Consider the following 17,628-nt stretch of genomic DNA (forward strand, 5'->3'; position numbering starts at 1 on the left):
GGCCACGGCAGCCACAACGGCCACCGCGTCCCCCGCGGGGGCCGCCCCCGCGGCCCGCCGCCGCCCGCGCCGCGCCGACCGCCTGGTCGACAACCGCTTCTGGACCTCCCGCAAGGACTGGAGCTCCGGAACGGCGAGCGGCACCCGACCCGTCCCCAAGGGCCGCCCGGGCGTCGAGATCGCCACCCCCGCCGGCACGAGCGACTACACCGACCCGCACACCGGCAAGGCCACCACCTGGGAGTACGCCCGGTGGACCGGCCCCGCGCACCGCTGTGCCGTGCCCGCCACGGAGGTCATCGCCTCCTGGAACGCCCGCACCCCCACCGGGACCTGGATCCAGGTCGAGCTGGAGGCCACGTACTCCGACGGCGCCACCTCCCCCTGGTACGTCCTCGGCCGCTGGAACTCGGGCGACGACCGGCAGCAGCCCCAGGCCGCCGTCATAAGGCGCACGTCCGTCGACGACCAGTCCGACGGCCGGACGACCGTCTGGACGGACACCCTGTCCGTCGACGACACCGCGAGCGGCCTGCGCGTGGTCTCGTACCGCCTGCGTCTGACGCTGTACCGCAAGCCGGGCACCGCGCTCACGCCCACGGTGTGGCGGCTCGGCGCGATGGCCTCCGACGTTCCCGACCGCTTCACGGTGCCCGCCTCCGAGCCGGGGCTCGCCAAGGAGCTGACGGTGCCGCGCTATTCGCAGGACATCCACAAGGGGCAGTACCCGGAGTACGACAACGGCGGCGAGGCATGGTGCAGCCCCACGTCGTCGCAGATGATCCTGGAGTACTGGGGGCGAAAGCCGACGGCGGACGACCTGGCCTGGGTCGACCCCGACTTCGCCGACCCGCAGGTGTGCCACGCGGCCCGCTTCACCTACGACTACCAGTACGGCGGCTGCGGCAACTGGCCGTTCAACGCCGCCTACGCGGCGACGTACAAGGACATGCAGGCCGTCGTCACCCGGCTCGGCTCGCTCACCGACCTGGAGACGCTGATCCGGGCGGGCATCCCCGCCATCACCTCGCAGTCCTTCCTCAAGGAGGAGCTGACCGGCGCCGGTTACGGCACCGCGGGCCATCTGATGACCGTCATCGGCTTCACCGAGAGCGGTGACGTGATCGCCAACGACCCGGCGTCGCCGAACAATCCGGCGGTGCGCCGCGTCTACAAGCGGCGCGAGTGGGAGAACATCTGGCTGCGGACCAAGCGCAAGAACGCCCAGGGCACGGTCGTTTCCGGGACCGGTGGGGTCTGTTATCTGTACTTCCCCGTGCACCCCACGAAGGAGCAGGTGAGCGCGCTGCTCGCCGTCGGCGTGCGCTGAGGGCAGGGCCCCGTCCCGGCGAGGCGGGACGGGGCCCCTTGGTCAGGAATCCGGCGGGCAGGACCGCCCTCAGGTCGCCGGATCCACCACCCAGTCCGGGTGACCGGGCATCGGCGGTGTCTTCGGGCCGTACAGCCACGGCTTGAGGAAGCCCTCCAGGTCCTCGCCCGCGACCTTCGAGGCGAGGTCGATGTAGTCCTGGGTGCTCGCGGTCTTCCCGCGGTACTGGCTGACCCAGGCGCGCTCGATCTTCTGGAAGGCGGCGTCCCCGACCTTCTCGCGGAGCGCGTACAGGACCAGCGCGGAGCCGTCGTAGCGCATGCGCTTGAAGAGGTTCGGTTCGGTGGGCTCCGCGGGCGCGCCGAAGTCGCGGCGCCACTGGTCGTGTGCCTTGTACGCGGCCTTCATGGCGGCCTCGAAGCTGTCGCCGCCGTGCTCCTCGGAGTACATGCGCTCGTAGAAGCGGGCGTGGCCCTCGCTGACCCATAGATCGGACCAGCTCTTCAGAGCGACGCTGTCGCCGAACCACTGGTGTGTCAGCTCGTGCACCAGGTTCCGCTCGGCGTCGACCTGCGTGCCGAGCAGGTCGGCCTTGGGGACGAGGGAGAGGGTCTGGGTCTCCAGGGCGACGGCCAGGTCGGTGTCGCCGACGAGGATGCCGTAGCGGTTGAAGGGGTACTTGCCGAGCTTCCGCTCCAGCCAGGTCAGATGGTCCGGGGTGAGCTTGCGGTACTTCGCGGTCGGCTCGACCAGGGCGTCCGGGACGATGTCGCGCAGCGGCAGGCCGCCCGGCCCGGTGCTGTCGACCATCGTGAACTTTCCGACGGCGAGCTGTACGAGCTGGGTGGACAGCGGCTGCTCGGAGTCGTACGTCCAGCGCACCCGGTCACCGGGGACCTCGGCCTTGCCGGTCAGCTTGCCGTTGGCGACGGCCGTGAGGTCCTTCGGTGTGGTGATGCGGAAGGTGATCGGCGCGCGCTGACTCGGGTGGTCGTTGGCGGGGAAGATCAGGCGGGCGCCGTTGGGCTGCGGATAGACGACGGTGCCGTCGGGCGTGGGGATCCAGCCGTAGTCCTCGATGGCGTCGTCGCGGTGCCGGGTCTGGGTGGGGTCGGCGGTGTACGTGACCTTGACCGTGAAGGAACGGCCCTTGGCGATCGGGGACTTGGGCGTGACCGTCAGCTCGTCGCCCTCGCGCGAGGTGCCGGCCGCCTTGCCGTCGACGGTGACCGAGTGCAGCGTGTTCCCGCCGAAGTCGAGGTTGAAGCGGGACAGGGACTGGGTGGCGGTGGCCTTGATGGTGGCCGACGCGCCGAAGGGGGTCTTCGGGGCCTGCCAGTCGAAGTCCAGGTAGTAGCGGTCGACGGTGTATCCGCCGTTGCCGTCGAGGGGGAACATCGGGTCGCCGAGCCCCGGAGCGCCGGGGGCGGGCTTCTCCGCTGCCGCGGGAGTGGCGTACGAGACCGGTCCGGTGAGGGCGGCCGCCGCGGTCACGGCCCCGGCGAGGGCGAGCCGCGCTCTGCGGTTCCTGCGGCGGAGCGTCCTGATGGTGCTCATCGGAAACCTTTCGGTCGGATGCTGCGCGGACGTACGCCGTCTTAGACGCATGGCGATCCGCCGCAGTTGTGGTCACGCGTGACCAACGTCTCGCTCAGGATTCCGGGTGGGGCTGGCATGGTGGTAGGGCCAGTGGGGGGACTGTCCACTGCCCAGCCCGGCCGGGGGACCACCGAAGCCGGCCGAAGAACGTCAGCGAGAAGCCCTATGACCGCGACCTCCGCCACCGCCGCCCGCCCGAAGGCCCGCACCGGCGGCCCCGAGGACGGCCCGAACGTCCTGGAACACCTCGCCGGCTGGACCCTCGTCGTCGTGCTCGCGATGCTCGTCAGCCAGATCGGTCTGCTGTGACGCTCGTCAGCCAGATCGGTCTGCTGTGACGCTCGTCGGCCGGACGGGTCTGCTGTGACGCCCGTCAGCCGGACCGGTCTTCTGTGACCTGAGTCTCACCGGCGGGCCCGGTCGCGAGGTCGAGATCCGCCCGCCAGTGCCGGTGCGGCACGCCCACCAGGCCGTAGAGCCGCCGCACCGGCGACCGCCCCGGCAGCAGCACGACACCCGCGAGCACCGCGAACAGTGGCAGCCCCAGCCAGCCGCCGAGCAGCCGCACGAGCGCGCTCGCGGTGACCGCGCCGAGGAACGGCAGGCCGTAGACCCCCGCGGCCGCGATGGCGATCGCGAGCACGCGGTGGACCTTGCGGTCCTCGTCCGCGCCGGGCAGCGACCAGCCCTCCATCAGCCAGCCGATCTCCGTCATCAGCATGGTCCCGATCACGGCCGCGCCGAAGACCAGCAGCGCCAGGAACGTGCCGGACGTCAGGAAGTCCAGGGCGTTGTTGACGACGCTGTCCTGCGGCCAGTCCGCCCAGTCGCGCGCGCCGGGGGACAGGAACCGCTCGTAGCCGCTGCCGTCCCAGCCGTGCACCAGCGCCCCGAACAGCAGGAAGTATCCGCCCACGCACTGCAGGTACGCCCAGTAGCCGGCGCCCACGAGCACCAGCATCTGCGCCGCGAGGAACCCGAGGACGGCGGCGACGGGGATCCCGCCCGCGTAGAAGAGGACGAAGCCCGCCCACACGTCGTCGTGGCCGCGGGCCACATGCATGGTCGCCCACGACGGGTTCTGCCAGAGCAGGAAAAGCCCGGTCGGCACCATCAGGACGGCCGCGAAGAGCACCGTCAGCGCCAGATAGGGGTTGGCGGCGCGGCTGCGGGTGCGCGGGCCCTCGCCCGCGTTGATCCGTTCCCACACCTGGAGCTGGCGGCCCGCGGCGAGCGCGAACGTCGCGCCCGCCGCGTACGCCCAGAACAGCGCGGCCTGGATCTGGATCACGCCCGCGCCCCCAGCCTCAGTCCGCCCGCGACGATCGTGTCGGAGGTGACGAGCGCCTGCTCGGCACTCACCTGCGTCATGAAGACGAACGGCGGGACGAGCGGCGGCACCGGCAGCCTGTCCGGCGTGAACGTCAGACAGAGGATGCCCTCGATGCAGCCCTTGAACTTGGTCAGATAGAGCGTGACCTCACCGCTGAGGTCCAAGGTGTCGGCCCCCAGGGTGAGTTCACGGCTGCCGTCGCGGGTCGTCAGCCGGTAGTCGGTGAGCGAGGCCGCCTTCATGCGCAGCACCATCGCCTTCAACGGGCCGTCGGCGGTGGGTATCTCGGTGACGCCCGCGACGATGAAGCCCTGCGGGGCGAACAGCGTCGTGGTGACCGTCGGCGGCGTGCGCGCCGCCACGATCCCCCCGTCGCCGGGCGCGGCCCGCGCCGGGGCGGCGCCCCACAGCACCGCCCCGGCGAGCACCACCGGCAGCAGGACCGCCAGCGTCCGAGTGCCCTGCCCGTCACGCACCTTCGGCCGCCCGGCCGCCTCCTGGTCGTCGTCCGGGACGGGCGTCCACCCGAAGCCCATGGCGCTGCCCACGATGCCGAGCAGCATGCCGATCAGGAACCCGCCGAGATTCGTCGCCGCGAACGAGAGCACCGACAGGATCAGGGCGTTGACGGACACGTAGTGGTGCGCGTGCGGCAGCAGCCACAGGAACAACCCGGCGGCCATCAGTGCGATCCCGATGCCGATCGCGGCGATCCCGCCGAGCCCGAGGCTCACCAGGACCGTCAGCGGCGACAGCGGCACCACGAGCAGCTCGGCCCCGCCGAGGATCAGCAGCAGACCGCCCCAGAAGGGCCGGGTGCGCCGCCATCTGCGCAGGACGCGCCGCAGGTCCCGTAAGGGAAGCCGTTCGTCGAGCCAGCCCCCGGCGCGCGGGGCGCCCGGTCCGCTCAGAAGCACTTCTTGCCGCCGAGGCTGACGTCGACCTTCATGCCCTTGAGGCGGAAGTTCCCGCCGGTGGCCGACCAGGCGTTGGAGCGGACCTTGGACACCTCGATGTCCCCGGCCTGCAGCCCGAACTTGCCCTTGTCGCCCTTGACCCCGGGCACCTCGTCGAGTGTCGAGGCGTCCCGGCCGATCTCCGCGGTCCCGAAGCGGGCGTCGCCCACCAGGTCCTCGCCGTCGATGATGAGATTGCTCGCGGTGACGTTGCCCGCCGAGCCGCCGGCCGTCAGCTTGAACACCACCGTGCCGAGCGGCGTCTTGACCTCGGCCGCCTGACAGATGTCGGACAGCGTGGCGTCGCCGATGCCGAGCAGCGCCACCGGGTGGCCCTTGCCGTCGACGTCCCGGTCGACCTGTACATAGCTCGCGAGGCCCTGGCTGGTCAGCTTCCCCGACGAGACCTGGAAACTGGTGCCGGAGACGGCGAAGGACGCGGCCAGCGCGCCCTCGGCCATCACGGACGCCATCGCGCCGACCGCGAGGACCGCGGGCAGCGCGACAACAGCCGTCTTCTTCCAATTGGTTCTGCCTTCGCGTAAGGCTCTCTTCGCCGTGCTCACTGTCTTCCTCCCGTACGTCGTTCCGGTGCGTAAGGGGAGTGCGTGACGACGCGCCGTCGGGTCTCGCGCCGGTCCGGGCAGGCGACGTGGGTCTGCCATACTGCGGCTGATTCCGAGGCAGTTGGAGACTAGGGCCGAAATTGAATAATAGTCAACAGCGCGGTACCGATCGTTCCCGCGGTGCGGAACGCCCGCAGGCGCGCGGCACCGACCGCTCCGTGGCGCGCCGCGCAGAACTCATCGTCATCGGCCGCAAGTTGTTCGCCGACACGTCCTACGACGCGCTGTCGATGGACGACATCGCACGACAGGCGCGCGTCGCCAAGGGGTTGATCTACTACTACTTCAAGTCCAAACGCGGCTACTACCTCGCGATCATCGAGGACTCCGTCGCCGACCTGGTCGAACGCGCGGGCAGCGACACCGAACTGCCGCCCACCGAGCGGGTGCAGCGCACCATCGACGGCTATCTGCGCTACGCCGAGCACCACCAGGCGGCCTACCGCACCATCGTCAGCGGCGGTGTCGGCTTCGACGCCGAGGTGCACGCCATACGCGACGGCGTGCGCGAGGCCATGATCGGCACCATCGCCGACGGGGCCTACGGTCGCCGCGACGTGCCGCCCCTGGTGCGGATGGCGCTGCTCGGCTGGCTGTGCAGCGTCGAGGGCGTCACGCTCGACTGGATCGGCTCCGCCCAGGCCCTGGCGCGGGACACCGTGCGGGACTTCCTGGTGCGCACGCTGCGCGAGACGCTGACCGTCATCGAGGAGTTCGAGCCCGGCTTCCCCGCGCCGCCGCGCGCATGACGAAGGGGCGGGAGCCCGCCGACTCCCGCCCCCCCCGACCGCCGTGCGGCGACCGCTAGTTGATGGCCTTGATCAGCTCACCGTTGCCGGTGTCGCCGCTGAGCTCCCAGAAGAACGTGCCTCCCAGGCCCTGCTGGTTCTTGTAGTTCATCTTCCCGGCGATGGTGGCCGGGGTGTCGTAGCTCCACCAGTTGTTGCCGCAGTGGGCGTACGCGGTCCCGCCGACGGTGCCGTTGGCCGGGCACTTGGTCTTGAGGACCTTGTAGTCGTCGATGCCCGCCTCGTACTTGCCCTGCGCGGGGCCGGTCGCGGTGCCGCCCGGCGCCTTCTGCGTGACGCCGGTCCAGCCTCGGCCGTAGAAGCCGATGCCCAGCAGGAGCTTGTCGGACGGGATGCCGAGGCCCTTGAGCTTGGCGATCGTCGCCTGCGAGTTCCAGTCCGCCTTCGGGATGCCGGAGTAGGAGCTGAGCGGCGAGTGCGGCGCCGTCGGCCCCTTGGCGTCCCAGGCGCCGAAGAAGTCGTACGTCATCGGGTTGTACCAGTTGACGTACTGGGCGGCGCCCGCGTAGTCCGCGGCGTCGATCTTGCCGCCGGACGAGGCGTCGGCCGGGATGGCCGCCGTCACCAGGTTGTTGGCGCCGAACTTCGCCCGCACCGCGGACATCAGGTTCTTGTACGCGGCTCGCCCGCTGGTGTCACAGGTAAGACCGCAGGCGTTGGGGTACTCCCAGTCGATGTCGATGCCGTCGAAGACATCGGCCCACTTGGAGTTCTCGACCAGGTCGTAGCAGGACTGGGCGAACGCCGCCGGGTTCTGCGCGGCCTGCGTGAAGCCGCCCGACCAGGTCCAGCCGCCGAAGGACCACAGGACCTTCAGGTTCGGGTGCTTCTTCTTCAGCTTGCGCAACTGGTTGAAGTTGCCGCGCAGGGGCTGGTCCCAGGTGTCGGCCACGCCGTCGACGCTCTGGTCGGCGGTGTAACTCTTCTCAGTGGCGGCGAAGTTGTCGCCCATCGTGCACTTGCCGCCCTGGACGTTGCCGAAGGCGTAGTTGATGTGCGTGAGCTTGCTGCCCGAGCCGGAGGTCTCGATGTTCTTGACGTGGTAGTTCCGGTCGTAGACGCCCCATTCGGTGAAATAGCCGACCACACGGGAGCCGGCCTTGGCGTCGGCGTCGGAGGCGGCCGCCCGGGAGGCGCCGGAGTTCGGGTCCGCCGTGGCGGTGCCCGCGCCGGCGAGCAGTCCGGCGCCGAGGACGGCACAACAGGCGGTGGCCAGAAGCGCCCTGAGGCGGGCGCGGGGACGGTTCGGTCTTGGCATCGCTGTCTCCTCGTGGGGGGAGAGGGGAGCATGTGGGGGTGGTGCGTTGCTCGCGCGTTGAATTGACATGAACGCAAAGACGTCTTGTGCCGCTGGACTCTAGGAGGACTAGACCATTGCGTCAATGGTTCGGACCAATTCCCGCGCGGCGTGGCGCTCGTACGGTTCGACCGGACATGGCCCGATGAGGATCAGCCGATGGGGCCCGTCGGACACGGGCCGATGAAGATCGGCCGATGGGTTCCGTGAAGCCGTGACGGCGTGCCGCCGATCGGGCATACTCAACGCGCCACAGTCGCTGGTCAGCCGCTTCCGCGACCCGGAAGGGCAGCATCGGCTTGGCAGTGTCCCCGGCGGCGGCGCCACACCCCGTGCGCGCGCCCGCTGAAGCGCCCTACAGGGAGAGGAGAGCGCCATGTCCGAGGGAGCCGCACAGCCGGTGGAGCGTCAGCTGCCCACCGAAGAGGCCCGGGATCTGTTCGCGCTCGTGCGTGAACTCATCCAGCGCGAGATCGCGCCGCACGCCGCCGCGGAGGAGGAATCCGGCCACTTCCCGCGCGAACTCTTCACGCTGCTCTCCGAATCGGGCCTCCTCGGCCTCCCGTACGACTCCGAGTTCGGCGGCGGCGACCAGCCGTACGAGGTGTATCTCCAGGTCCTGGAAGAACTCGCCGCCGCGCGCCTGACGGTCGGCCTCGGCGTCAGCGTCCACTCGCTCGCCTGCCACGGCCTGGCCGGCTACGGCACCAAGGAGCAGCAGGCCGAGCACCTGCCGGACATGCTCGGCGGCGGACTGCTCGGCGCCTACTGCCTGTCCGAGCCCTCCTCCGGCTCCGACGCCGCCTCCCTGCGCACCAAGGCCGTGCGCGACGGCGACGACTGGATCATCACGGGGACGAAGGCGTGGATCACGCACGGCGGCATCGCCGACTTCTACACCGTCCTGGCCCGCACCGGCGGCGAGGGCGCACGCGGCGTCACGGCCTTCCTGGTGCCGGGCGACGCCGAGGGCCTTGAGGCCGCGGCGCCGGAGAAGAAGATGGGCATGAAGGGCTCGCCCACGGCGCAGCTCCACTTCGACGGCGTACGGGTGCCGGACGCGCGGCGCATCGGGGACGAGGGGCAGGGCTTCGCGATCGCGCTCTCGGCCCTCGACTCGGGGCGGCTCGGCATCGCGGCGTGCGCGATCGGCGTGGCCCAGGCGGCGCTGGCGGAGGCGCTGCGGTACGCGACGGAGCGGCGGCAGTTCGGGCGCCCGATCGCGGATTTCCAGGGGCTGCGCTTCATGCTCGCGGACATGGCGACGCAGATCGAGGCGGGCCGGGCGCTGTATCTGGCGGCGGCCCGGCTGCGGGACGCGGGCAGGCCGTTCTCCAAGGAGGCGGCGATGGCCAAGTTGCTGTGCACGGACACCGCGATGAAGGTCACCACGGACGCCGTGCAGGTGCTCGGCGGTTACGGCTACACCGCCGACTTCCCGGTCGAGCGCTATATGCGCGAGGCCAAGGTGCTGCAGATCGTCGAGGGCACGAATCAGATCCAGCGCATGGTCATCGCCCGCCACCTCGCGGGACCCGAAGCACGCTGAGCCGCGGGTCGGCGGGCGCGCCCGGATCGGTACCGAACCGGCGGTCCTGACCGGTGCCGAACGAGTGCTCCTGCTCGGCGTCGAACCGGCGGTTCTCGGTGCCGAACCGGCGGTTCTGGCCGGTGCCGAACGAGCACTCCCGGTCCGCGCCGAACCGGGCGTCCACGCCGAACCGCCCGTCTCCGCCGACGCGGAAGGACCCGCCGGAGCCCGCGCCGAACGCCCCCTCGGTGCTCATGCCGAACGACCCGTCCGCACGCGTGCCGAACGCCCCCTCCGTACCCGCGCCGAACGCTCCCTCCCCACCCGCCCCGTAATGCCCGCCGAACTGCCCGCTGCGCACCGTCGGCGCCGCGAGCCTGACCCACTCCGGGTCGTGCCGTCCCGGCAGGGTCCGGCCGCGCTCGGCCCAGTGGCGCAGCAGGGCGCGGTAGATGGGCGGGTCCTGCTGCGGGACCGGCTGCGGCGGGGGCGGCACCGACTGTGTCTGCTGCGGATACGGGGGCTGTTGTGAATATTGCGGCGGCTGCCCGTAGTGGGGGTACTGAGGCCGGTGAGGAACCGATTCTGCGGCGGCGGACGCGTTGGCGAGCGGGCGCCGACGGTGGCCGGCCGGAGCGTGTGTGGGGGTGGTCATGCCGGGCCAACGCGCGGCGCGACGGCCAGGTCACCATCGGGTCGAATCGTGCGTGCGTTCATGCCCCGTCCGGCCGCGGCGCACACGGCGCGCGGCGCCCGCGCCACCGGCGGCACCCGGCCTGGCATGTGTATGGCCCCCGCCAGTCATCTGACGTACCGTCATCTCCGCGCCGGGGCCCCGCCGCACACCGGGCGGCGCCGGTTTCCCCGCGCCCAGGGAGGTGTGCCGTGCCGGAGGACCGTCCCGTACCGCTCGACGAGTACCCCGTCCATCAGGTGCCGCTGTCGATGAAGCACGTCGCGACCGGCGACCGCAACGCCTACGACCGCTGCATCTTCCACCTCCTCGACCACCGGGGCCGCGCCCTGCTCATCCTCGGGCTCGGCGTCTATCCGAACACCGGGGTCATCGACGCCTACGCCACCCTGCGCACCGGCGAGGCACTGCACGCCGTACGCGCCTCCGACGCGCTGGGCGATGACCGGATGAACCTGTCCGTGGGCCCGCTGCGCATCACGGTGGAGGAGCCGCTGCGCCGGCTGCGCCTGACCTGCGCGGCCGATCCGGACGACGCCGCCTCGCTCGCGTACGACATCGAGTGGAACGCCGCCTTCCCGGCCCTGTGGGAGCCGCACCACATCCAGCGCCGCGGCGGCCGCCTCACCCTCGAGGGGCGCCGCTTCGTGCAGGCGGGCGGCTGCGCCGGGGTGATCCGCGTCGGCGGCGAGGAGATCGCGGTGACGGCGGGGGAGTGGACGGCGACCCGCGACCGGAGCTGGGGCGTGCGGCCCATCCCGGGCGAGGAGAGCGGCCGGATCGGCGAGGACTTCCCCACCGAGGGCTTCCACTGGATCTGGTGCCCGGTGCGCTTCGACGACCGCTTCCTCATGGTCATCACCCAGGAGGACGCCGACGGCTACCGCACCCTCAACGACGCGACCCTCGTCCGCCCCGGCCGCCCGGACCGCCAACTCGGCTGGCCCCAGGCCGACATCACCTACCGCCCCGGCACCCGGCACCCCGAGCGCGCCGTCCTCCACCTCATCGATCCCGACACCCGCAAACCGCTGGAGCTCGTCGTCGAGCCGCTCACCTCCCTGCCGCTCGCCGTCGGCGCCGGCTATCCGCCCGCCGACGACTGGCAGCACGGCACCTGGCGCGGCCGCGACTGGGTCGACCGGCGCGCCTACGACCTCTCCGACCCGGCCGCCCACCCCCTCGCGGCCTACGGCGTCATCGACCACGCGGCCCGCTTCACCCTGGACGGCCGCGTCGGCCACGGCATCTTCGAGCACGGCACGTTCGGCCGCCACGACCCGAGCGGCTTCACGGGATTCGGTTCCATGGCGCCGTCCTGAACGGCCGCGCCCACCGAGGCAGGAGTACGCACATGGCAACGGCACCCCGGCAGCCCCGACTTCGTACGACGACCCGTGACCCGGAGGAGCTGGCCCGCCGCCTCACGGCCTGGCTCGGCGGCCGCCTGCCCGGCGCGCGGGCCGTCGGCGTGACCGTCCCCGAGTCCAACGGCATGTCCAGCGAGACGCTCCTCTTCGACATCGACCACCCCGAACCACCGCTGCGCGCCTGCGCGTTGCGGCTGGCGGCGGACCCGGCCGCGTACACGATCTTTCCCGTGTACGACATGGCGCGCCAGCACCGCACCATGCGCCTGGTCGCCGAGCACAGCGAGGTGCCGGTGCCGCGCGTGCTGTGGCTGGAGGAGGACCCGGGGCCGCTCGGCGCGCCGTTCTTCGTCATGGAACGGGTCGCGGGGCGGGTGCCGCCGGACGTGATGCCTTATACGTACGAGGGCAACTGGCTGTACGAGGCGGGCGACGCGGAGCGCGCGCACCTGGAGGACGCGACGGTCCGGATCCTCGCCCGGCTGCACGACCAAGTCCCGGCCGCCGAGGCCGAATTCCTCGCCCTGGAGGGCGACGGCAGCGCGCTGCGGCGGCATGTCGCGTCCCAACGCGCTTACTACGCCTGGGTGGTCGACGGGCTGCCCAACTCCCCGCTCGTCGAAAGCGCTTTCGCGAGACTGGAGGAGCTGTGGCCCCGCGACGAGGGCGCTCCGGTCCTCAATTGGGGCGACGCCCGCATCGGCAACGTCATCTACGACGGCTTCGAACCCGCCGCCGTGCTCGACTGGGAGATGGCCTGCCTGGCCCCGCGCGAGGTCGACATCGGCTGGACCGTGTACCTGCACCGGTTCTTCCAGGACCTCACGGTGAGCTTCGGGCAGAGCGGACTGCCCGACTTCCTGCGCCGCGAGCGGATCGAGGAACGGTACGCCGAGCTCACCGGCCACCGGCCGCGCGACATGGACTTCTACACGCTGTACGCCGCGCTCAGGCACGCCGTCGTCATGCTGCGGGTCGCCTACCGGCAGGTGCACTTCGGGGAGGCGACGGTGCCGGACGACCCGGACACGCTGATCCTGCACCACGCCGAACTCGCGGCGATGGTGCAGGGCAGCTACTGGTGACGGCTCAGGCGGCCGCGCGGTGGGACTGCCGGGGCACCCGGATCGGTTGGGATCCCGGCCCGCCCACGTGCGAGAACGGCTGCGTGCGCCAGTCGAGACCCTGAGGGAGTGTCAACAGGAGCGCGGTGTCCTGCTCCTGGGCCTCCATGGACTCGTCCGCGGCCCGCGCCTCGGTCGCCGCGCGGCCCGTGCCGGCGCAGACGGTGAGCCCGAACGGGTTCCACGGGGTGGGGCACAGCGCGTGCTCGGGCAGGACGTCCTCGTCCGCCAGGAGCGCGATGGGCTGCCCGCAGTCCGGGCAGAGCACGCGGTACATCTCGAAGGTGTCGTACGCGTCGAGCTCGTCGTCGGCGGCGTCGGTGCGTTCGACGCCCTCCGGGGCGGGCTCGAGCTCGATGGACTGCTGCTTGCGGCGCGCGGAGCGACCGGGGCGCTTCAGGTTCTGCATGGGAATCTCCCCCTCGGGTGGGCCGACAAGGCGCTGCGGCCTCGACCACAGCAAGCACTTCCCGTCCGGTCCTGGGGGTAATCGCTCCTGCCCCGAAGACACGGTTATAGTTCTGTGGCGTTCGTCACATGCCGGAGGAAGGTGCCACTCCGCTACGGACACCGGTGGTACCGATTCGCCTCATCCCTTGCGTCGCTCAGGTATCGATGAGGATCAAGGGACCTGTAGGTTCGGCGCATGGAGGAGCTGGACCGACAGATCGTGGAGCTGCTCGTCAAGGACGGGCGGATGAGCTACACCGACCTGGGCAAGGCCACGGGCCTGTCCACCTCGGCGGTGCACCAGCGGGTGCGCAGGCTGGAGCAGCGAGGAGTGATCCGGGGCTACGCCGCGGTCGTCGACCCGGAGGCGGTGGGCCTGCCGCTGACGGCCTTCATCGCGGTGAAGCCGTTCGACCCCAGCGCCCCCGACGACATCGCCGAGCGCCTCGCCCCCGTGCCCGAGATCGAGGCCTGCCACAGCGTCGCCGGCGCCGAGAACTACCTGCTCAAGGTGCGCGTGGCGACCCCGCACGAACTGGAGAACCTGCTGGCCCGGCTGCGTACGCTCGCCGGTGTCTCCACGCACACCACGGTGGTCCTCTCGACGCCGTACGAGGCGCGGCCGCCGCACATCTGACACGCCGGGCGACCCCGCCCGGCCGGGGCGGGCGCGGCCGGGAGACCCCGCGGGCGGCCGTCCCCCGGGCAGGCGCGAGACTGTTCCCCATGAGCGAGCGCATCACCCCCGAAAGCGGGCACCGCACCGTCCTGCTGCGCGGCGGAGAAGTCCACAGCCCCGCCGACCCCTTCGCGACCGCGATGGTCGTCGAGCGCGGACATGTCGCCTGGGTCGGGTCCGAGGGCGCCGCCGACGCCTTCGCCGACGGTGTCGACGAGGTCGTCGACCTCGAAGGCGCCCTGGTCACCCCGGCGTTCACGGATGCCCATGTGCACACGACGGCCACCGGCCTGGCGCTCACCGGCCTGGATCTGTCCGGTGCCCGCAGTCTCGACGAAGCGCTCGTTCTCGTACGCGAACACGTCGTCGCGCGCCCGGACGACCGCGTGCTGCTCGGCCACGGCTGGGACGCCGCCCGCTGGCCCGGCGGCCGCCCGCCCACGCACGCGGAGCTCGACGAGGTCACCGGCGGCCGCCCGCTCTACCTGACACGGATCGATGTGCACTCCGCCGTCGCCAGCACCGCGCTCCTCGACCTCGTCCCCGGGGTCGCCGACGCGGCCGGATTCCACGCCGACGCGCCCCTGACCGCCGACGCCCACCACGCCGTGCGCGCCGCCGCGCACGCGGCGGTCACGCCCCGGCAGCGGGCCGACGCCCAGCGCGCCGCGCTCCGGCACGCCGCGTCGCTCGGCATCGGCTCGGTCCACGAGTGCGCGGGGCCCACCATCTCCGGAGAGGACGACTTCACCTCACTGCTGCGTCTGGCCGGGGAGGAGGCCGGGCCGCGTGTCGTCGGCTACTGGGCCGAGCAGGGCGCCGAAGGAGTCGCCCGCGCGCGGGAGTTGGGCGCGGCGGGCGCGGCCGGCGACCTGTTCGTGGACGGCGCGCTCGGCTCGCACACGGCGTGGCTGTGCGAGGGCTACGCGGACAAGGGCACCGGGGGTGCCCAGGGCGCCGGCGGGGTGGGCGGCGCCGGCGAGGGGGCGTGCGGCAACTCCTACCTGACCGCCGCCGACGTCGCCGCGCACGTCACGGCCTGCGCGGACGCGGGCCTCCAGGCCGGTTTCCACGCCATCGGTGACGCCGCCGTCACGGCCGTCGTGGACGGCGTGCGCGCCGCCGCCGAGAAGGTCGGCCTCGCCCGGGTGCGCGCCGCCCGGCACCGCGTCGAGCACGCCGAGATGCTCACCCCCGAGACGATCGCCGCGTTCGCCGAGCTCGGCCTCACCGCGTCCGTGCAGCCCGCCTTCGACGCGCTGTGGGGCGGCGAGGACGGCATGTACGCCCAGCGCCTGGGCGCCGAGCGGGCCCGCACCCTCAACCCGTACGCGGCCCTGCTGCGCGCGGGTGTCCCGCTGGCCTTCGGCTCCGACAGCCCGGTGACGCCCCTCGACCCCTGGGGCACGGTCCGCGCCGCCGCCTTCCACCGCACGCCCGGGCACCGGGTGTCCGTGCGCGCCGCGTTCACCGCCCACACGCGCGGCGGCTGGCGGGCCGTCGGGCGTGACGACGCGGGCGTCCTGGTGCCCGGCGCACCGGCCGACTACGCCGTGTGGCGCACCGGCGAACTCCTCGTCCAGGCCCCCGACGACCGGGTGGCCCGCTGGTCCACCGACCCGCGCTCCGGCACACCGGGCCTGCCGGACCTCAGCCCCGGCGCGGACCTCCCCGTCTGCCTGCGGACCGTGGTCGGCGGACAGCCGGTATTCGTACGGCCCAACGAGTGATGTACCGGGGCGGCGCGGCTCCGAACGGGGCCACACGGCGCGTCGCGCGACCTGCGAGTCCTCGCCACTGACCTGCTGATCTGCGCAAAGACCGCAGGTCAAACGGCTATTGACAGACGGCCTCCGTCGACGGGTAGTTTCGGCGCGTCCACCACAGGACGTCCGACCGGCGAACCCGCACGCAGCCGTCGACCGCCGCTGGATCACGGGCGGTGCGCCATCACGGCACACCGCCGCTGGGAGCCAGGTCCAGCGCCCACGACGCATCGACGCGGGAACGCATCCGCCGGAAGGGGGTCGTCCTCCCGCTCCCCGGAGCGCGGGGGAGGTGCGACCCGGGTGGGGCCCGGACGCTCAGTAGACAACGGCTCTCGGTCGATCCGCAGCCAGCGGGTCCCAGGCCGGCCCGAAGGGCGCCGGGCCCGATCCGCAGCAACGCGCTCCTCCGTGATCCGTCATCCGCGGTCCGCCATCGCCGTGCGTCGCGGAGCCGCCCGCTCCGCGCCCCCCGCCCGGCCGACGTCCGTGGCGTCGCAACACCCCAGGCCCGGCCCACTATGGTGGTCCCCTGCGTACGAACGAAGGGGCAGTAGTGAGCAACGGCGGCGGGATCAGCGAAGCAGTGGACGCGGAGCGGCAGTTCGGCCCGCTCGGCCAGGCATTGGTGATCATCCCGACCTACAACGAGGCGGAGAACATCCAGGCGATCGTCGGCCGGGTGCGCACCGCCGTGCCGGAGGCGCACGTCCTCGTCGCCGACGACAACAGCCCCGACGGCACCGGAAAGATCGCCGACGAGCTCGCGGCCGAGGACGACCAGGTCCACGTACTGCACCGCAAGGGCAAGGAAGGTCTCGGCGCCGCCTATCTCGCGGGTTTCACCTGGGGCCTGGAGCACGGCTACGGAGTCCTCGTCGAGATGGACGCCGACGGCTCCCACCAGCCCGAGGAACTGCCGCGCCTGCTCACCGCCCTCAAGGGGGCCGACCTCGTGCTCGGCTCGCGCTGGGTGCCGGGCGGACGCGTCGTCAACTGGCCCAAGTCCCGCGAGTTCCTCTCCCGCGGCGGCAGCACCTACTCGCGGCTGCTGCTCGACGTGCCGGTCCGCGACGTCACCGGCGGCTACCGCGCCTTCCGCCGCGAGACCCTCGAGGGCCTCGGCCTCGGCGACGTGGCCTCCCAGGGCTACTGCTTCCAGGTCGACCTGGCGCGCCGCGCCGTCAAGGCGGGCTACCACGTCGTGGAGGTGCCCATCACCTTCGTCGAGCGGGAGCTGGGCGACAGCAAGATGAGCCGGGACATCGTCGCCGAGGCGCTGTGGCGGGTCACCGCGTGGGGTGTGGGGGAGCGGGTCGGCAGGGTCCTGGGCCGGAGACCGTCCTCCTGACGTCCCGGCGCGCTTTGTGACGGCCTGACCTCCGGTTTCTGATCACCCTCTTATGCCGGTCTGAGGCGGGCCCAGGCACACTGGGAGCATGACGACTGGCACACCGCCTCCCACCAAGACCGCCCGGCCCCGGCGCTCGCGCGTCCTCAGGTTCCTGCCGCTCGGCCTCGTCGCCTGGCTGGTCCTGGAGATCTGGCTGCTGACCGTCGTGGCGGGGGCCAGCAGCGGCCTGGTGGTGTTCCTGCTGCTCGTGGGCGGCCTTGTGCTCGGTTCCCTGGTCATCAAGCGGGCCGGGCGCCGCGCCTTCAAGAACCTCAGTGAGGCGCTGCGACAGCAGCAGAGCGGGATCGCGCCCGCGCCGGACTCCGGTGGCGGCAGCGCCCTGACGATGCTCGGCGGCCTGCTCCTGATCCTGCCCGGCCTGATCTCGGACGGGCTCGGGCTGCTCCTGCTGGTGCCGCCGCTGCAGAAGGTGCTGAGCCGCAGCGCGGAGCGGGCCTTCGAGCGGAAGGTCCGCGCGGCAGCGGCGGCCGCGCCCGGCGGCTTCGGGGACGCCTTCCAGCAGTCCCGGATCCACCGCCCCGACGGCAAGGTGGTCCAGGGCGAGGTCATCCGCGACGACGACCAGCCCCCGCCCCAGCAGCCCGACGCCGGGGGCCCACAACTGCCGCGCTGAGGCAGCGCCCTCGCGTCACCAGGGGGCTCCGCCCCCT

At 72.1% G+C, this 17,628-nt stretch carries 17 protein-coding genes; 10 read left to right on the forward strand and 7 right to left on the reverse strand.

The window, feature by feature from the left end; translation table 11 throughout:
• The coding region (locus STRAU_RS22220) for a peptidase C39 family protein (RefSeq protein WP_037661101.1) at positions 1–1,330 on the forward strand (1,330 nt) is incomplete at its 5' end.
• Between the two features lie 69 nt (positions 1,331–1,399).
• Here the strand turns inward: STRAU_RS22220 and STRAU_RS22225 are convergent.
• The gene (locus STRAU_RS22225) at positions 1,400–2,887 is read right to left on the reverse strand and encodes a M1 family metallopeptidase (protein ID WP_016642624.1); all 1,488 of its coding nucleotides are present in this window, start codon (positions 2,885–2,887) and stop codon (positions 1,400–1,402) included.
• A gap of 207 nt (positions 2,888–3,094) precedes the next feature.
• Between STRAU_RS22225 and STRAU_RS41600 the strand changes: the two genes are divergently transcribed.
• On the forward strand, positions 3,095–3,238 hold the full coding sequence (locus STRAU_RS41600) for an SCO1431 family membrane protein (RefSeq protein WP_016642625.1): 144 nt from the start codon (positions 3,095–3,097) through the stop codon (positions 3,236–3,238).
• Positions 3,239–3,302: 64 nt separating this feature from the next.
• Here STRAU_RS41600 and STRAU_RS22230 read toward each other — a convergent pair whose 3' ends face one another.
• The 3 genes from STRAU_RS22230 to STRAU_RS22240 are packed head-to-tail and all read right to left on the reverse strand — an operon-like array spanning position 3,303 to position 5,784.
• On the reverse strand, positions 3,303–4,220 hold the full coding sequence (locus STRAU_RS22230; protein ID WP_016642626.1) for a hypothetical protein: 918 nt from the start codon (positions 4,218–4,220) through the stop codon (positions 3,303–3,305).
• The gene (locus STRAU_RS22235) at positions 4,217–5,179 is read right to left on the reverse strand and encodes a DUF6114 domain-containing protein (protein ID WP_016642627.1); all 963 of its coding nucleotides are present in this window, start codon (positions 5,177–5,179) and stop codon (positions 4,217–4,219) included. Before STRAU_RS22235 ends, STRAU_RS22230 begins: the two co-directional genes overlap by 4 nt.
• Positions 5,170–5,784: a DUF6230 family protein gene (locus tag STRAU_RS22240; protein ID WP_016642628.1), complete on the reverse strand. Its 615-nt coding sequence runs from the start codon at positions 5,782–5,784 to the stop codon at positions 5,170–5,172. The genes STRAU_RS22235 and STRAU_RS22240 overlap by 10 nt, the downstream gene beginning before the upstream one ends.
• 140 nt (positions 5,785–5,924) lie before the next feature.
• Here STRAU_RS22240 and STRAU_RS22245 point away from each other — a divergent pair, with 140 nt between their 5' ends.
• Positions 5,925–6,593, forward strand: coding sequence for a TetR/AcrR family transcriptional regulator (locus STRAU_RS22245; protein WP_052029193.1), 669 nt, complete (start codon positions 5,925–5,927; stop codon positions 6,591–6,593).
• Positions 6,594–6,648: 55 nt separating this feature from the next.
• On the opposite strand, the gene STRAU_RS22250 is transcribed toward STRAU_RS22245, so the two are convergent.
• Positions 6,649–7,911, reverse strand: coding sequence for a glycoside hydrolase family 18 protein (locus STRAU_RS22250; protein WP_016642630.1), 1,263 nt, complete (start codon positions 7,909–7,911; stop codon positions 6,649–6,651).
• 415 nt (positions 7,912–8,326) lie between these two features.
• On the opposite strand from STRAU_RS22250, the gene STRAU_RS22255 reads away from it, so the two are divergent.
• Positions 8,327–9,499 carry an acyl-CoA dehydrogenase family protein gene (locus tag STRAU_RS22255; RefSeq protein ID WP_016642632.1) on the forward strand — a complete coding sequence of 391 codons (1,173 nt, stop codon included), beginning with the start codon at positions 8,327–8,329 and terminating at the stop codon, positions 9,497–9,499.
• On the opposite strand, the gene STRAU_RS22260 is transcribed toward STRAU_RS22255, so the two are convergent.
• The gene (locus tag STRAU_RS22260) at positions 9,462–9,977 is read right to left on the reverse strand and encodes a hypothetical protein (protein ID WP_016642633.1); all 516 of its coding nucleotides are present in this window, start codon (positions 9,975–9,977) and stop codon (positions 9,462–9,464) included. The genes STRAU_RS22255 and STRAU_RS22260 overlap by 38 nt on opposite strands.
• Positions 9,978–10,366: 389 nt before the next feature.
• On the opposite strand from STRAU_RS22260, the gene STRAU_RS22265 reads away from it, so the two are divergent.
• Positions 10,367–11,497, forward strand: coding sequence for an Rv3169 family protein (locus STRAU_RS22265; protein WP_016642634.1), 1,131 nt, complete (start codon positions 10,367–10,369; stop codon positions 11,495–11,497).
• Between the two features lie 32 nt (positions 11,498–11,529).
• A complete protein-coding gene (locus STRAU_RS22270) occupies positions 11,530–12,630 on the forward strand; it encodes a phosphotransferase family protein (RefSeq protein WP_016642635.1) in 1,101 nt (366 codons plus the stop codon).
• Between the two features lie 4 nt (positions 12,631–12,634).
• Here STRAU_RS22270 and STRAU_RS22275 read toward each other — a convergent pair whose 3' ends face one another.
• Positions 12,635–13,078, reverse strand: coding sequence for a hypothetical protein (locus tag STRAU_RS22275; protein ID WP_016642636.1), 444 nt, complete (start codon positions 13,076–13,078; stop codon positions 12,635–12,637).
• A 237-nt stretch (positions 13,079–13,315) separates the two neighbouring features.
• On the opposite strand from STRAU_RS22275, the gene STRAU_RS22280 reads away from it, so the two are divergent.
• The 4 genes from STRAU_RS22280 to fxsA all read left to right on the forward strand — a co-directional run bounded on the left by STRAU_RS22280 (position 13,316) and on the right by fxsA (position 17,591).
• The gene (locus STRAU_RS22280) at positions 13,316–13,756 is read left to right on the forward strand and encodes an Lrp/AsnC family transcriptional regulator (protein WP_016642637.1); all 441 of its coding nucleotides are present in this window, start codon (positions 13,316–13,318) and stop codon (positions 13,754–13,756) included.
• An 89-nt stretch (positions 13,757–13,845) separates the two neighbouring features.
• Positions 13,846–15,528: an amidohydrolase gene (locus STRAU_RS22285; RefSeq protein ID WP_016642638.1), complete on the forward strand. Its 1,683-nt coding sequence runs from the start codon at positions 13,846–13,848 to the stop codon at positions 15,526–15,528.
• Between the two features lie 592 nt (positions 15,529–16,120).
• Entirely contained in the window at positions 16,121–16,915 is a 795-nt protein-coding gene (locus tag STRAU_RS22290; RefSeq protein ID WP_016642639.1) for a polyprenol monophosphomannose synthase, read from the forward strand.
• Between the two features lie 88 nt (positions 16,916–17,003).
• On the forward strand, positions 17,004–17,591 hold the full coding sequence (gene fxsA, locus STRAU_RS22295) for an FxsA family membrane protein (RefSeq protein WP_016642640.1): 588 nt from the start codon (positions 17,004–17,006) through the stop codon (positions 17,589–17,591).
• Positions 17,592–17,628 lie beyond the last annotated feature (37 nt).

The organism is Streptomyces aurantiacus JA 4570 (genome assembly GCF_000414115.1).
Lineage (GTDB): Bacteria > Actinomycetota > Actinomycetes > Streptomycetales > Streptomycetaceae > Streptomyces > Streptomyces aurantiacus_A.

Coding starts and splice junctions, on each gene's coding strand:
- STRAU_RS22285 (WP_016642638.1), top strand. CDS start 13,846: ATGAGCGAGCGCATCACCCCCGAAAGCGGGCACCGCACCGTCCTGCTG.
- fxsA (WP_016642640.1), top strand. CDS start 17,004: ATGACGACTGGCACACCGCCTCCCACCAAGACCGCCCGGCCCCGGCGC.
- STRAU_RS22275 (WP_016642636.1), bottom strand. CDS start 13,078: ATGCAGAACCTGAAGCGCCCCGGTCGCTCCGCGCGCCGCAAGCAGCAG.
- STRAU_RS22270 (WP_016642635.1), top strand. CDS start 11,530: ATGGCAACGGCACCCCGGCAGCCCCGACTTCGTACGACGACCCGTGAC.
- STRAU_RS41600 (WP_016642625.1), top strand. CDS start 3,095: ATGACCGCGACCTCCGCCACCGCCGCCCGCCCGAAGGCCCGCACCGGC.
- STRAU_RS22255 (WP_016642632.1), top strand. CDS start 8,327: ATGTCCGAGGGAGCCGCACAGCCGGTGGAGCGTCAGCTGCCCACCGAA.
- STRAU_RS22225 (WP_016642624.1), bottom strand. CDS start 2,887: ATGAGCACCATCAGGACGCTCCGCCGCAGGAACCGCAGAGCGCGGCTC.
- STRAU_RS22280 (WP_016642637.1), top strand. CDS start 13,316: ATGGAGGAGCTGGACCGACAGATCGTGGAGCTGCTCGTCAAGGACGGG.
- STRAU_RS22250 (WP_016642630.1), bottom strand. CDS start 7,911: ATGCCAAGACCGAACCGTCCCCGCGCCCGCCTCAGGGCGCTTCTGGCC.